Genomic DNA, 15,789 nt, shown 5'->3' with positions numbered 1-15,789 from the left:
TTTATTTTTTATCCTCGTCATGATGTGACAAAGAGCGTGTATTTACTTTATAGAAAACGGCATAAAGTACGGGGACAATTATGAGTGTGATGACTGTTCCGAAAAGTAAACCAAACATTATGGCGACGGCCATTCCCTGGAACATTTCATCAAACACCAATGGGAACATACCCAAAATGGTAGTGAGGGAGGCCATCATCACCGGGCGTACCCTTGAAACAGTGGCGCCAATGATAGCGGTGAGTTTATCTTTTCCGCTGTTGATGTCAATATTGATCTGATCAAGCAGTACAACCGAGTTCTTAATCATCATCCCAATCAGTCCGAGCCCTCCGATAATGGCCAAAAAGCCAAAATTGAGACGCGTAATCAGGAAACCTGCAATGATTCCGATGAAGGCCAGCGGAACGATCAGGAATATTAGAGCCGGTTGTCTGAAGTTATTAAACAGCGCAATGGTAATGAGCACCATCAGCAACAAGGCCAGTGGTAAATTCTGTGCAAGGGCCTGGTTGGCTGTTTTGTTAGCCTTTATCTCGCCTTCCCAATCCAGCTTGTAACCTTCGGGCAAATCGATGGCTTCAATTTTGCCTTTTATTTTTTCCATTACCTGGGGCGCTGTCTTGCCTCTAACGGGGTCACACTGGGCCTTGATGGCTCTGATTCCGTTGTAACGACAAATGAGGTAGTTTCGCCCTTCAAGACTCAGAGAGTCGGTTATTTGTCCCAAAGGCACGCTGCTTTGCGAATAATTGCCCCAAACAGGAACCGATCCGATATCAGAAGGATTTTCTGAAAGGGATGGAGCCAGTTTCAGAACCATGGGCAGTTGCGTGTCATCTTCGTAATATGTGCCGACCGGCATTCCTTCCGAAGCAATTGAAAGGGCAGAGGCCATAGAACTTCTGGAAATGTTAAGGGGTCTTGCTTTTTCAGGGGCGTAAACAGGAATCAGATTTTTTACTTTGTTACCCCAGTTGTCGTTGACGAAAATGGCTGTGGGCTCTTGCGCCATTATATCTTTGGCTTTTTCTGCAAGATTTCTCAATATCCCGGGATCCGGGCCTGAGAACATAGCCTGGATCTTATAATCTCCTCCGATGGAAGAATATTGGCGACATCTTATCGTGGCATTGGGGTATTCTTTACCGATTTCTTTTTCAATTCGCTCTATTAAAACCATGGCTTCGTCAAAGGTGTGTGTTTCCACAATTAGTTCGCCATAGCCGGGATTGAAACTGTTCATGGGCCGCGACAGAGTATAACGAACCGGGGAACTGCCCAAAGCACTCGTTACTTTGGTGACTTCATCCCATGTAAGAAGGGTTTTCTGAATCTGGGCCAGATCTTTTTCTACCTGGTAAATATCGGTTCCGTCGGGCAGGTGGTATTCAACCATGAATTGATTGTATTTGGCTACCGGAAAGAAATCTTTATTAATAAAGCGAAATGCCCAGAAAGAAATCACCAGTATAACAATTGTTGCAGCTGCTACCAGCGATTTGTGCCACAGGGCAAACCGGATGGTTTTTTTGAAGAAACGATAAAACCCACCGGAATAGATGTCTTCCTGATTTTCGCCCTGCTTCTTGTGGGGGTTATCTTTACGGTAAAACAGGGATGCCATAAAAGGGGCCTGAATCATGGCCAGTACCCAGCTCATAGTGAGCGAAATGGCCAATACATAGAATAATGGTTTCATAAACTCACCGGCAGCGGTGGTGTTAAAAGCCAGTGGCATGAATGCCAGTATGGCGATGACGGTTGCTCCGATAAGTGGCAGGGCATTTTGTTTGGCCGCCAGTACAAATGCCTTGTGCCGTTCAATGCCTTTTTGCATGTCGGCCAGAATGCCGTCTACCACCACAATGGCATTGTCCACCAACATCCCCATAGCAATAATAATGGCTGCCAGAGAGACCTTGTCGAGCGTCATATTCATGAAGCCCATGACGATAAAAGTACTGAGAATGGTGAACACCAGACTGCTGGCAATGAGTAACCCCGCTCTGAATCCCATTGCTATCAACAGGACCACAATAACAATGAGTACCGATTCCAGTAAGTTTATGGAGAAATCGCTGATCGCTGTTTGTACTTTTGATGGCTGGTCGTAGATTTTATGAACCTCAATTCCGATGGGGATTTCTGCCTTCAATTCAGTCAGTCTGACATCTACCCGCTCACCCAGTTTGATGATGTTATCGCCCGATTCCATGGCAATGGCTAAACCCAGAGCCGGCATGGAATTAAAGGTTAATCCGCTTTGTCTGGGGCGATAAAAACCTTTGGAAATATCGGCGATATCCCCCAACCGAAAGCTTCTGCCATCATGGGTGAAAATATTCAGATCCTGAACCTCCTTCAGAGATCTTAATTTGGTGCCTACATTTAGCCGAATACGCTCAGCACCTGATACAACAGATCCGGCATCTACTACTTCTCCTTCATCGTTGAGTGTTTGTACAATGGCCATCGGGTTTATTCCCAGATGAGCAAATTCTTCTGCTGAGAAAGCGATGTTGACTACCTCGGTTTGCCGGCCGATCACTTCAATGCGTTTGACCCCTTTTACTTCCAGAATTTCCTGCTTCAGAAAATCGGTGTAATCACTCAGCTCCTGGTAAGAGTAACCATCGCTGCTGATGGACATGAAAATGCCGTATACATCACCAAAGTCGTCATTGACAATGGGCTCACTTGCCCCCTGAGGCAGTGAAGACCGGGCATCATGGACTTTACGACGCAAGTGATCCCATATCTGCGGCAATTCGGCAGTTGTAACATATCCTTCCAATGTGACGGTTATTTGGGACATCCCGGGCAGAGAGCGGGATTCTATAAAATCTATGTTTTCGAGCTTCTGAATGGCTTCTTCCATGGGCTCGGTCACTTCAAGATCCACTTCTTCAGCCGAGGCTCCGGGGTAAGGCGTAATCACCACTGCCGCTTTGACCGGTATCTCGGGGTCTTCAAGTTTGCTCAAGCCGGAAAATGACCCTATTCCTCCAATAACAAGGATGGTGAACAGAGTGATGAGTAAAGATTTTTTATGAAGTAATTTCTCTAACATCCGTCTTTAATTTAAAATGAAGTATTTTGAGATAAAGGTTTTACTTTCTGGCCTTCAAGAAGAGAGTGTACCCCGGCTGTCACAATTTTTTCATTGGGCTGTATCCCCTTTGCTATCTGAATCATTCCCTCGTCGTTGACAAGTCCGGTGGTTACTGGTCTGCGTGAAACCTGGTTGTTGGTTTCATTGAAGATCCAGACATTAGGCTGATTGCCGGAGTAGAAAATAGCTTCGGTTGGAACAACCGGCCGGGACGATTTTTTTGATTCTGTTTCTGCAACAATAGCCTTTGCTGTCATTCCGGGTTTAATAATTTCAGGATCCGGGTTTTTCATTTTCAGGCGCACATGGAATAATCTGTCGTCGCCCGCTTTGTGGCTGATCGAATGGATGGTGGCCGAATGGCGGTTGTCAGTGTGATGATTTACTGTGATGCCGACTTCTTGTCCCTCTTTCAGGGTGTTAACAACCGACTCAGGAACACCAAAGTTGACCTCCAGGGTATTGGTGTCAATGAGAATTAAAACCGGTTGGCCGGGCGCAATGGTTTCATGGTTATTAATGAGTTTTTGAAACACAAAACCCGAAAATGGTGCTGTAAGTCTGGTGTCGGAAAGAGCATTGCTGGCATTCTCCCAGTTACTTTTGGCTGCCAGATAAGCAGACTTTATTTTTTCATAGGTGTTGGCCGGCAATTTGTTTTGCTCATAGAGCTGTGAGTATCTTTCAAATTCTCCCTTTGCCTGGGTGAATTGAGCTTCTGCTGCCAGAAGCCTGGTTTTGAAGTCGCGTTTGTCCAGTTGAGCCAATATTTGCCCTTTTTTAACAAAATCACCTTCATCGAAAAATATTTTTTCCAAAGGTCCTCCTACCCGAAAGGGCACCGAGGATTTACGGTTTTCTTCAATAGCGGCATTGAATGTTTTGGCATTGGCAGTTATTTGAGGCTGCACCTCTTCAATCTTTACGTATCTGGCCTCCTTCTTCTGTTCCGGTTCAGTGCTGCTGCATCCGGTATTCAGGATAACCAAACCGGTAAAAAATAATGTCATTAATGAAGTTCTCATTTTTCCTTTTTTATTGATGGTTCTCACATTTTCGGAGCAAATGTAAGTGTCATTAAAATGGACATTGCCTCTGAGATGGGGAATCGCAGTTAATTAAAATTGAATCGGAAAAATGACCGGTTTAACTGAATTGATGAATGTGCGGACAGGTTAAAATAACTTTTCAGGATGGACAGATGTTTCTACCTTTGTGCTACTTTGGAGGTTTTCCTGTTTTTGAACCAGCAAGAATACTCATGTTTTTCATTCGTGTAAAATTTGTTAATATTATTGGCCGAATGGAACTCGCATGATTAAAGCTTATGTATGTTCTTTGGTGACAACCCTTGCATGCTCGTTTCATCTTTGCTTACAAGATGGCTTCAGTTGCAAGGCTTGAGATATCTGAAAACAGGAGTCCCGATGCTTCGGGATGACTGTTTTGAAGACAGGCATAATGCAGCAATTGTCGTTTTTTTGCAAACAATAAATAATCAAAATATGAAAGTAGTCGCAATCAATGGCAGCCCTCGTAAGGGTGGCAATACAGAGCTAATGATCAAAGAAGCCTTTAAAACCCTTGAAGAAGAAGGGGTGGACACCGAACTGATCCACCTGGGGGGTAAAGATGTGAAAGGATGTACTGCTTGTGGCAAATGTCGCACTGCCAAAGACGGGCATTGCCACATGGAAAATGATGCCATTAATGCGTGTATTGACAAAATGGTGGAAGCTGATGGAATTATTTTAGGGTCTCCTGTTTATTTCTCTGACATTACTACTGAAATGAAAGCTTTGATTGACGTGGCCGGATATGCTACCCGTGGCGCGGGCAATCCGTTGCGACGGAAGGTTGGTGCTGCTGCTGTCGTGGCTCGTCGTGCAGGTGGAATGACCGCTTTCGACAGCATCAATCGCTTTTTCCTGATAGGGGAGATGATTATTCCCGGCTCAACCTATTGGAACGTAGGTTACGGAAAAGAAAAGGGAGATGTTCTCAACGATGAGGAAGGATTGAAGACCATGCGTAACCTGGGAACCAATATGGCGTGGTTGATGGAGAAGCTGGGATAGCAGATAGTTATAGACAATGGGTTTTAAAGGGGAAAGACGTTTTTGGATATAAAACAGGAAAGTCAGCCGGAATAAAAGATCTTTAACTTTTCCCGGCTGACTTCTTTCGTATTCTGATGACTATATCTTTAAACTACTCACTAACTCGCCCGGGGTAAGCCTCCAGCGCAACGCGGAGCACTTCAATAGCGTTCGCAAGTTCCTCGCGGTTGAGGACATAAGCAATTCGCACTTCGTTTTTGCCGTTACCGGGCGTGCTGTAAAAACCGCTTCCGGGGGCCATCATCACTGTTTTGCCTTCAAATTCAAAGTCGCTCAAAATCCACTGACAGAATTTATCGGAGTCATCCACCGGCAATTTCACCATGGTGTAGAAAGCTCCTTTTGGCATGGGGCAAACTACTCCGGGAATTTTATTGAGATTCTCTACCAGAAAATCTCTTCGCTGAATGTATTCTTTGTAAACCGACGTGAAGTATTCGAGTGGTGTATCAAGTGATGCTTCACCAACTATTTGTCCGAGCCCCGGAGGACTCAGTCTGGCCTGCCCAAACTTCAGGGCGGTTTCAATCAGTTTTTTGTTCTTGGAAACCAGAGCACCAATTCTTACACCACACTCACTAAAACGTTTGGATACCGAATCGAACATCACGGCATGTTCCTCAAGTCCTTTCAGATGCATGACTGACAGGTGTTTGTGCTCGTCGTAACAAAACTCCCTGTATACTTCATCCGAAAAGAAGAAAAGATCGTGCTTCAATACCAGTTCGCGCATCTCTTCCATTTCACTTTTTGAATAAAGATACCCGGTTGGGTTGTTGGGGTTGCAAATCACGATACCCTTGGTGCGTGAAGTAATCAGCTTCTCAAAGTCGCTAACCGGAGGCAATGCAAACCCATTGTCGATGGTAGAGGTTACCGGAACAATTTTGATGCCTGCTGAAGTGGCAAACCCATTGTAATTGGCATAGAAAGGCTCCGGAATGATCACTTCATCACCGGGGTTGAGACAGCTCAGGAAGGCAAATGTCAGTGCTTCCGATCCACCTGTGGTGATAAGCAATTCGGTGTGGTCTACATTGATGCCGATTGACTGGTAATAAGAAGCCAGTTTCCGGCGGTATGTTTCATTGCCTGCCGAGTGACTGTATTCAATCACTTTGTCCGTGAGATTCCGGACGGCATCTAATGCTACTTCAGGCGTAAATATATCTGGTTGTCCAATGTTAAGATGGATGACATGGGTTCCTCTTTCTTTGGCTTCTTCAGCGTAGGGAACCAATTTTCGTATGGGTGAAGCAGGCATTTCGCTGCCCCGGTTTGAGATTTTTGGCATAATCGCTGCTGTTTTGTTTCCTACAAAGTTAGGATTGAAAGCGAACAAAGATAATGACACTTTGCATACTTTTTAGCTTTTTTTAGGAATTGTGAGGGGGACGATTAAAAGCTGTAGCTGCAAACCTTTTTATTCCTAATTCCTGCAAAGGTTTTTTTGTGCGTGTCCAGAAAGTTTCATTTACAAGCGTAACACGGTAAATGGGAATTTATGGACACTCACTAAGAATGTCTTAGTCTTTGTTGCGGGTTTTGGGTAATTCTTACTCTAAGTTCCGGAGGGACAAAATGTCGGTAGAAAAATTCTTAGAATAACGAAAAGTTTCGTAGGTAATGGATGTTAGTTTTTATATCCTTTTTTCGGTATGGTTTTTAACGACGGATTCAATCCGTTGCACCTGTCACCTGGTTCCCTTTACCTTTTACCCCATGCCATCCGTCTTCTCTCTTGTTCCCTGTTCTTTTTTAGGTAAATTTGGAACCCGTTATTTTCATTATTAAAGCTCAAATTTCTGATCATGCGTTTGTTTCGTATTTGTACCATTGCACTGATGCTTATGTTTGCAGGTCTGGCTCTGACCGAAGCCCAGATTGTGAGCATCGATAAGAGAAGGACCCGTAATCCCAATCAGGGACTTCAGGGGGCATTCAATCTCGGGTTTAATTTTATTCATACCACTACCGATCAAAAACAGTTGAATTCCAGACTGAAACTTCAGTACAACGATGACCTGAATACTTATTTGTTTTCAACCGATATTGGTTTTAACCAGGTAGGTGGGGAGCGAAATGTAAACAATGGTGGCCTGATGCTGAAATACAACTACTGGGTGCCTGATAAGATTATCATAGCAGAAGGTTTTTTGCAATACCAGTACAACCGGGTGAAAAGTCTGAAACACCGTTACATCGTTGGTGGTGGGCCACGTTTCAACATCGCCGATGGCGAAAAATTTTCCTTTTTCATCGTGGGTTACACCATTTACCTTAATGAGCTTTACGAACACACTGATTATGAAAGACGCAAAAGTCTGGTGAAGTTCAGTTCAATGGGCAGTATGGACTGGGAAATCAGTCCTTCTGCCAGTTTTAATCACACTACTTATTATGAACCGGATTATTCCGATCCGGCCGATTTCAGAATTTGGAGTGAAACAAGGCTTAATCTGAAGATATCTAAAAAGTTCAACTTCGGGTTGTTTGTTAAACTTGAATATGATAACCTGGCACCTCCGGAGGTGGATAACTTGTTTTATACAGTAAGCAATTCGTTTCAATGGCAGTTTTAGGGCAGAGAGCATGGAGCATGGGGCATGGAGTAGGGGGTAGAATGGTGGAATTGCATTCACTCATTCACTCATTCACTCACTCACTCATTCACTCATTAGGTTATGGCAGCATGGAGCAGAGGGTGAGATGGCGGAATGGTAGATTGGTGTCAGGGTAAAGAATACTTATGGATTTGACAAAACACTCCCTCTCGTTTTTAACGAGAGGTAAAGGTCAGTCGTCTGTGACGACAAAATAAAGTAATGGTTAATCTTCCTGCTGTGAAAAAAACACGTCAGAGACGAGTGTCTGAATGCCCCTCGTTGCAAACGAGGGGCAGGGGTGTTGCAAACAAAGGGCAGGGGTAGAACAGAAATTAAAAGTCCAGTGCTTTTGGAATAACTTTTGTTAAAAAAGTCTTGATATTATATTTTATTAATCAATATTTTGTATGATTTTCTCTTTTCTGCCGCAAGGCAGATCTAATATCTAACAATCTATCATCTAATAATCTTATTTAAAGCCAACCCTTATTATGTCACTCAAAACAACCTTCTTTTTGCTGGCATTTCTGCTGCCGGTTCTATCTTTTGCCCAGGGCGTACGTGGAATCATCGTTGACGAAACCGGCGATCCTTTGCCAATGGTTAGTATTTACATGCCTTCTGAACAAGTGGGAACCACCACTAATCTTGAAGGTCAATATGAAATTTCTCTGGAGCCCGGTGAATACAAGCTGGTATTCAGATCCCTTGGCTTTAAGCAACGGGAGTTTAAAGTCACCATCCGAAAAACATGGATTGACCTTGATTTGACGCTTGAGCCCCAATCCTATCAGTTGCGCGAAGTGGTTATTAACCCTTCAGGCGAAGACCCGGCTTATGCCATCATGCGCAAAGCCATTGGTATGGCCCCTTATTATTTGCGGCAAACTGAGCGGTACAACGCGGAAGTTTATTTGAAAGGTTCTTTCAGAATGAACAAAATCCCGCGTTTATTGAAAAGTCAGCTGAAAATTAGTGCCAATGGAACTGAAGTTCCCATAGAGGAGGGACGCACTTACACTATGGAGTCGATGAACGAAATTACTTTTATCGCTCCTGATACCTTCAAGCACACGGTATTGGCTTCACGCAGCTCATTCCCGGCAGGAAATGAATCCACTGCACTTGGCTTTATCAACAGCAGTTTTTATGAGCCCGACAACGACATGGTTATTTCTCCTTTGGCTCCACAGGCTATGCGCCATTACAAATTTCGTTACGAGGGGTATTTCGATGAAGGGAATTACGAGATTAACAAAATAAAAGTGACCCCTAAACGGAAAAGTCAGCAGTTGGTAACCGGGTATGTTTACATCGTTCAGGACTTGTGGAATTTGCACTCAGTGGATGTGGAGGCGGAAATGTTTTTTGGAGATGTGAAAGTGAAACAGGTTTTCCAGCCGGTGCAAGAGAATGCCTGGTTGCCGGTGACACATCAGTTCGATCTGGATGTTTCCATGATGGGGGTAAAGGCCATAGTGGATTATTCGGGGTCCGTTAAATATAAGGAGGTGGAATTGAATAAGGATCTCGAAGCACCTGAGTTTTTGGTTGAGGAGAAAGAAGAAATTCTTGAAGAAGAGCCGTCTGCTGAAGCTCCGAAAAGTGAAAATCAGAAAAAAATTGATGAGCTGCTTTCCAGAGAGGACCTCAACAATAGGGAAATGATGAGGTTGGCAAAGCTGATGGAGAAGGAGTCGGATCAAACAGAGGTGCCGGAATCGCTCGAACTGACCAGCACCTATAAGATGGATGTGAAAAAGGATTCAGTGAAACGGGATTCTGCTTATTGGGAAACCATGCGTCCTGTGCCTCTGACTCCTTTGGAACAGAACAGCTTTGCTTTGGGAGACAGTCTGGCCCGTGCTGCCGAAAACAAGAACGATTCAACGGATAAGAAGGAGACTGGTCTGCTTGGAGAAATTGCCGGTTTTTCAGCCTTTGGGAAGCGTTTTTACATGGCCGATTCGACTGTGACCATTGATTATGATGGTTTAATAGGTTTGGGAAATGTGAATTTCAATCCTGTTGACGGCTGGAGTTACAAACAATCTCTCCGCCTTAAATGGCGACAGGATTCGGTTCATCAGATGATCTTTAAACCTGAAGCTGCCTGGGCATTTTCGCGTGAAGCGTTGATGTGGAATGCCAGTCTTTCTCAGACTTATGCACCCATACAGCGGGGATATTTGGAGATATCGGCAGGTGATGAATCCACCGATTTCAAACCCGGCAGGGTGGATGTGGCCCCATTTGCCGATATGGTTGCCTCTCTGTTTTTCAAAGAAAATTACAAAAGGTATTTCGACCATAGGTTTAGTAGGGTTAGTAATGGAATTGATCTGTCAAACGGTTTACGATGGGATCTATCGGCCACTTACGAACAAATGAAACCGGTGCAGAACAACACCGCCTATTCTTTTTTCGACAAAGAGGAAGATTTCTATCCCAATATTCCCGGAAACCCTATTCTGGAAGCCTCACATCTTATGGCGCAAAACAGCCTTTCATGGAGAACCGGTATCACTTATACGCCCCGCTATTTTTATCGTATTCGTAACGGGCGAAAAATTATGGCACATTCCGATTATCCGACCTTCTCATTGGCTATGGAACATGGTCTTTCCGCGTTTGACAGCGATGCTGATTACTTATTAGTGGAAGGCAGTGTGAAACAGGAAAAAGAAGCCGGCTTTTTTCCGGCCCTTTCCTGGGAAGCCGGAGGTGGATGGTTTGCACGTAATGAGCAAATGCATTTCTCACGGTTCAAACATTTCAATGGCTCTGCCATTCCGGTTCGCTTGACCGGTGGACCATCATTCAGATTACTCGATGATTATGCTTCCTCAACCAACGAGTGGTATGTTACCGGAGACCTGGAGTATTCCTCGCCCTATTTGTTGCTGAAGAACCTGCCCGTTCTTAGTAACCGTTTGTGGCAGGAGTCGCTTCACTTCAATTATTTGTACACCCCTCAGCTGACCCATTACACCCAGATGGGATATTCCATCGATCAAATATTTCTTATGGGGAGTGTAGGGGTATTTGCCGGATTTGAAAATGGGGAATATGAGCATTGGGGGATAAGTGCAGTTTTGGAGTTTTAGTGTAAGACCGATTAGACAATGTTTTTTTTGTGGGGGTTATGTGAAAATCACCCCTGAAATCCTGTTCTTCACAAAGAATACCCCCTTGCTAATCAATAAATTTCAAAAAAGGGGTCTTTTTTTCGTGCAATTGGTTAATGAATATCTTAAATTGCATAGAAGTTAGATTTATTAATACTGTAATGCACTTCTAATGAATGAGCTTTGCTGTATTTTTTATCTGATCACCCTTATTTATTAATTATTTCTTTTTTATTATGAACATTTTTGTAGCAAAGCTTAGCTCCCGCACAAAAAGTGAGGACCTTGAGCAAATGTTTGGCGAGTTTGGGGAAGTAACCTCCGCCAAAGTAATTATGGATCGCGAAACCGGAAATTCTAAACGTTTCGGATTTGTGGAAATGTCTAACGATGACGAAGCTACTACTGCCATCGAGAAATTGGACGACATCGAATTAGATGGCAGCCACATTGTCGTCAAAAAAGCCCGTCCGCGTGAAGAATCTGGAAGCAGAGGTGGAAATGGAGGCCATCGATCTTACCGCAACAGGTATTAAAAAACTTAAGGAGGTTGTCCATCGGGCAGCCTTTTTTTATGCTTGTGGCTGATCATTTCCCCCGGAAAAGTGTCTCCGGGGTTATTGAGCTTGGCCCCTTATCAGGGACCCACGGAGTTTTATGTAGCATCTGCTTTACCTTTACAAATGAGCCCCTCTGTCGCTGAAAGCGGCCAACATTGATAACCCCGGGGGTTTATCCCGGGGGACAGTAGAGTGCTATACCCCGCCAGGTCCCTGATAAGGGGCCAACTACTACTTAATTATCAGACACTTCTCCAAAAAGGCTCTCCACCATCCGGATGTGCCACTCTCTGTCGCTGAAAGCGGCCAACATTGATAACCCCGGGGTTTTATCCCGGGGGACAGGAGAGTGCTATACCCTGCCAGGTCCCTGATAAGGGGCCAACTACTACTATTAAAAAAATGCCGGGAACTAAAAACAGTCCCCGGCGCGCCTATAAAAACCTATTGGTTAAAAAAATAGTTAATTATTCGTTTTCAGTTACTTCTTGTTCATTGCTTGCAACCCTTTCCAGTACCGTTTGATTATAGCTTTCGGTTAGGGTATTTAGCTCCTTTATGAGTTTATCATATTTTTCATCAGGGGTGAGAAGTGCATGTGCATCAAGGTGCTCCTGGAGTGTCCGGAATGCTTCGGTGGTCTCCTTTCTCAAAGTAGCAACAGTGATTTCAGGATCATTGGCCTGTTCCCGAATGCGCGCCAGAAATCGCTCATCGAACAATTTGTTGGCATTTTCCAGTTCTGTCACCCAGGCTTCGAGACCCAGATTTTGAAGAGCCTGTTTCTTTTCTTCCTCTGATTGCCATTTACGGATAATACTGCTTATGACACTTGTCTCAGATTGATAGGGCAGACGTGCCAGTCCACTGCCATGAAGTTTAATAGATTCGATGAGTTCGAAGGCGCTGGTGCGAATCTCCTCTTTAAAATGGTAAGTTAACGACTCCAGATTGGCGCTAATGCCATTCAATGCATCGTCACGTCTTCTGTCAATCTCCTGAAGCTCAATTGTGATGTCGCTTCCAAGTTCTTTCTTAAAGAGACTGCTAAGTTCCTGGAAAGGATCATTCGTGGCATCGAATTGCTCTTTTACCTTTAATTCTTCAGGATTGGAAGATGAAATAATTGCCAATGCGTTCTTTACGTATTGGACGAATTCACTGTTGCGATAGTGTTTAAATAAAACTGTATCTGTCATAACATGGTTAGTTATTAAGGTTTTATAGGCAGACGCAATATAAATAACATTCTTGTAAGTAACAAATTATTTATGATTATAGTCATGTTTTTTGTTGATGAAACATAGGTAGCAACTGATGTGACAGCCATTTTATTTTTTTTCGGCCAGCCTTTTTGGGGAGCTTGATGTTCCCCTCAGTGGAGGAGGTGGCAAAACACTTGGGCAATAAGCCTTATTCCAGTGTGGAAAGGGTCTCGCAAGCCTGCGGGAAGCTTTCTGCCATCGTGGTAAGCCTGTTGCACGTGTGCGAGACCATCTTCACTGTGGAGGACAGCTTGAAATGCGCGTGCGAGACGGTTTTCTCCCGGGTGGATCCTTTGCTGCGCACGTGAGGGAAGGTTTCCGCAACTGAAGTTACCCTGTTGCACCTGTTTTTTGGATATTGGGGATGACTCCACTCAAAATTACCTGGCATCCAATCAAAAGTTTTTCGAATGTTTGGGTTTTTTGGTAGATTCGGGGAGGGAAAACGAATAAGAATAGGTGTAATAGCCTTCCATCCGTACCTGCTCAGCATAGATAGTATCTACGGCAGAACAATTCTGAAGTTTGCAACTTTAGTTAACAAAGGAACATGAAGGTCAAATGCTGCAATATGAATGAGTTGTTAGACAGAGGTGTGACAATTCTATTTATTTAGGAAGGTTATATGATACCCATGCGGATAGAGGTTAAAGACGCACGGCCGTGCGTCTCTACTTACCCCCGCTCGACGTAGATTGCATCTACGCTGAAAACAATTTGAAGTATGTAACTGCAATCAAACGAATTAGTGATTTGAATACGACGAAGTCACAGACCTCACTGGGCATAAAGTTCAGAGAATTCAATCTATTTTTGAATTAAAACAGGCATAAATGAAAATCATTTCTTTAACAATACTGATTCTTCTTTGGACAAATGCAGAGGCTTGTGATTGTCCACCTCCCAAACGTCTGGAAGTAGCCCAACAAGAGGAGTTTGATTTGTCCGACAATGTGATAATTGGTGAAGTGCTTGATATAAGTGGTGATCAAAAGACTTTTACATTAAGAGTAGAGGAAATATTCAAGGGGAATTTGAAGCAAGGGCAGATTGTTGAGTTCGAAAATAACTATTATTGCTATCCTTTTATTGATGAGCTCGGAGATTGGTTGATTTATAGCAAGAAATATAAGGGAGACTATAGAGTTAATGACTGTGGTCTGAGCAGGAGCTTAAAACACCCGGAAAGAAACGAATATTTTTGGCCTCCTCCACCTCCTCCTTCAGGTTTAGATCAAAAAAAAGTAGATCTGCACAAAAGATTATCCATTGAAAATAGAGAAAAAGCTCTGATAGAGACCAAGAAGGAATTGTATAAATTGAGGAAAATCAAGCAAGATTCTTGTGTGCAGAGTTCTGATACTACTTTGTATCTCATGCCTGAGATAACACCATCAATGAGAAATTATGCAGATTCAGTCTACACCTTCTCAGTCAGGGAATACTTTCTGGATAATTACAAGATGCCTGAAGTTTTATTGGATAATGGGTATTCAGGATGGATGGTTTTTGAGCTGATTGTAGAAAAGGATGGCTCTCTCGGTAACATCAAACTAAATAAAGGAATTGATCCGCCACTTGACAGCACTGTTCTAGAAACGCTTAAATCGATGCCAAATTGGTATCCGGGTATAAATAATGGTAAATTTATTCGAACAAAACTGGGAATTCCCATATCTGTGAGATGGCTTTATGGAAGGGTTAATGACTGATATGCTTTTCTAGGTAACAATTTAGCCAATGATATAATGACAATACCTCCGCCCGGCCCAAATTACACCAGCATCGAACAAAAAAGCAATTTGCAACTTCAATTAAAAGAGGTGGTTTAGGGCTTTTTGTTAAGACAAAACCAACGCCGCTACCAAACTCTGGAATCTGTAAAAAATGCGTTATGAAAAATGTTTTGGTTGTATTGGTTCTAACCCTGATTATCTCAGGTTGCAACCCTGATTCTGATAGTGAAAAACTCATAACCGTCAAAGGCGAAATACCTGTTGAGGAAATGGGAGTTTCGTTAATTCATGAGCATGTAATTGTAGACTGGATTGGAGTTGACAGCACCGGAGCCCATCGATGGGATAAGTCAAAGGTTGTTGAACGTGCCCTTCCTTTCTTTTTAGAAGCAAAAGACAAAGGCGTTAATACATTTTTTGCCTGCACGCCCGCTTTTCTTGGACGCGACCCCATCGTTCTAAAAGAGTTATCTGAAAAAAGCGGAATCGATATTGTGACCAATACGGGTTACTATGGTGCCGGAAACAATAAATTTGTTCCCAAACATGCCTTTGAAGATTCTGCAGAAGAAATTGCCCGGGTCTGGATCGATGAATTTCAAAATGGAATTGAGGGAACAGGGATATATCCGGGCTTTATAAAAGTAGCGGTAGACAGAAACGATACTCTTTCTGCGATGCATAATAAGATTATTAGAGCAGCTGCCATTGCCCATAAAGCAACGGGGTTGACAATCGTTTCGCATACCGGACCGGACGGGCCGGCATTTTCGCAATTAAAAATTCTGAAAGAAGAAGGCGTTTCTCCTGAAGCGTTTGTCTGGACACATGCTCAGGCAGGTACTTTGCCAGGTCATATTAAAGCTGCGAGACAGGGAGCCTGGATCTCTATTGATAATTTGCGTTATATTGATTCCGGTTTTTCTTCAAATACAGGTAATGTAGATTGGTTTGTTGACCGTTTAACAGCCTTGAAAAATGAAAATGTATTGGATAAAGTATTGATTTCTCATGATTCTGGCTGGTACAATGTAGGTCAGGAAAATGGAGGTGATTATCGTGGTTATACCGATATCTTTGAACATTTAATTCCGGCACTGAAGGAAAATGGATTTTCTCAGGAAGATATTGATTTACTGCTGGTCAAGAACCCTCAAAGGGCATATGGGGTAAAGGTCAGGAGTGTTGAGTAATTAAAGGGCTGCCGCTCGGCGTAGATTGTATCAAGGTGGAGACGAATCAGTAGCTTGATGCTAAAT

General features: G+C 43.4%; 10 protein-coding genes. 6 read left to right on the top strand and 4 right to left on the bottom strand.

Translation table 11 applies throughout. The annotated features are described in order from the left end of the window. Position 1 precedes the first annotated feature (1 nt). Positions 2 to 3,073, bottom strand: a complete 3,072-nt coding sequence (locus tag DDZ16_RS17965; protein WP_109265868.1) for an efflux RND transporter permease subunit — start codon at positions 3,071 to 3,073, stop codon at positions 2 to 4. An 11-nt stretch (positions 3,074 to 3,084) separates the two neighbouring features. After that, a complete protein-coding gene (locus tag DDZ16_RS17960; protein WP_109265902.1) occupies positions 3,085 to 4,140 on the bottom strand; it encodes an efflux RND transporter periplasmic adaptor subunit in 1,056 nt (351 codons plus the stop codon). Positions 4,141 to 4,620: 480 nt separating this feature from the next. On the opposite strand from DDZ16_RS17960, the gene DDZ16_RS17955 reads away from it, so the two are divergent. Further along, the gene (locus tag DDZ16_RS17955; protein ID WP_109265901.1) at positions 4,621 to 5,193 is read left to right on the top strand and encodes a flavodoxin family protein; all 573 of its coding nucleotides are present in this window, start codon (positions 4,621 to 4,623) and stop codon (positions 5,191 to 5,193) included. A gap of 133 nt (positions 5,194 to 5,326) precedes the next feature. Here the strand turns inward: DDZ16_RS17955 and DDZ16_RS17950 are convergent, their stop codons facing one another. Beyond that, positions 5,327 to 6,529 carry a pyridoxal phosphate-dependent aminotransferase gene (locus tag DDZ16_RS17950; RefSeq protein ID WP_109265867.1) on the bottom strand — a complete coding sequence of 401 codons (1,203 nt, stop codon included), beginning with the start codon at positions 6,527 to 6,529 and terminating at the stop codon, positions 5,327 to 5,329. Between the two features lie 517 nt (positions 6,530 to 7,046). Between DDZ16_RS17950 and DDZ16_RS17945 the strand changes: the two genes are divergently transcribed. From DDZ16_RS17945 to DDZ16_RS17935, 3 genes are all read left to right on the top strand, one after another. After that, on the top strand, positions 7,047 to 7,817 hold the full coding sequence (locus DDZ16_RS17945; RefSeq protein ID WP_109265866.1) for a DUF481 domain-containing protein: 771 nt from the start codon (positions 7,047 to 7,049) through the stop codon (positions 7,815 to 7,817). 515 nt (positions 7,818 to 8,332) lie between these two features. Next, positions 8,333 to 10,948, top strand: a complete 2,616-nt coding sequence (locus DDZ16_RS17940; protein ID WP_109265865.1) for a DUF5686 and carboxypeptidase regulatory-like domain-containing protein — start codon at positions 8,333 to 8,335, stop codon at positions 10,946 to 10,948. A 257-nt stretch (positions 10,949 to 11,205) separates the two neighbouring features. Continuing rightward, positions 11,206 to 11,505: an RNA recognition motif domain-containing protein gene (locus DDZ16_RS17935; protein ID WP_109265864.1), complete on the top strand. Its 300-nt coding sequence runs from the start codon at positions 11,206 to 11,208 to the stop codon at positions 11,503 to 11,505. A 491-nt stretch (positions 11,506 to 11,996) separates the two neighbouring features. Here DDZ16_RS17935 and DDZ16_RS17930 read toward each other — a convergent pair whose 3' ends face one another. Then, the gene (locus tag DDZ16_RS17930) at positions 11,997 to 12,728 is read right to left on the bottom strand and encodes a DUF6261 family protein (RefSeq protein WP_109265863.1); all 732 of its coding nucleotides are present in this window, start codon (positions 12,726 to 12,728) and stop codon (positions 11,997 to 11,999) included. Positions 12,729 to 13,627: 899 nt separating this feature from the next. On the opposite strand from DDZ16_RS17930, the gene DDZ16_RS17925 reads away from it, so the two are divergent. Together DDZ16_RS17925 and DDZ16_RS17920 are read left to right on the top strand one after the other, a co-directional pair. Next, on the top strand, positions 13,628 to 14,506 hold the full coding sequence (locus tag DDZ16_RS17925; protein ID WP_109265862.1) for an energy transducer TonB: 879 nt from the start codon (positions 13,628 to 13,630) through the stop codon (positions 14,504 to 14,506). A gap of 182 nt (positions 14,507 to 14,688) precedes the next feature. Beyond that, positions 14,689 to 15,723 (top strand): phosphotriesterase family protein, encoded by a 1,035-nt coding sequence (locus DDZ16_RS17920; RefSeq protein ID WP_109265861.1) that lies wholly within the window; start codon positions 14,689 to 14,691, stop codon positions 15,721 to 15,723. Positions 15,724 to 15,789 lie beyond the last annotated feature (66 nt).

Origin of the sequence: Marinilabilia rubra, assembly GCF_003121985.1 — a bacterium.
In the GTDB taxonomy this organism is placed as follows: Bacteria; Bacteroidota; Bacteroidia; order Bacteroidales; family Marinilabiliaceae; genus Marinilabilia; species Marinilabilia rubra.
Note: the sequence above shows the minus strand (reverse complement) of the source record. Positions and strands in the feature narration are given on the sequence as shown.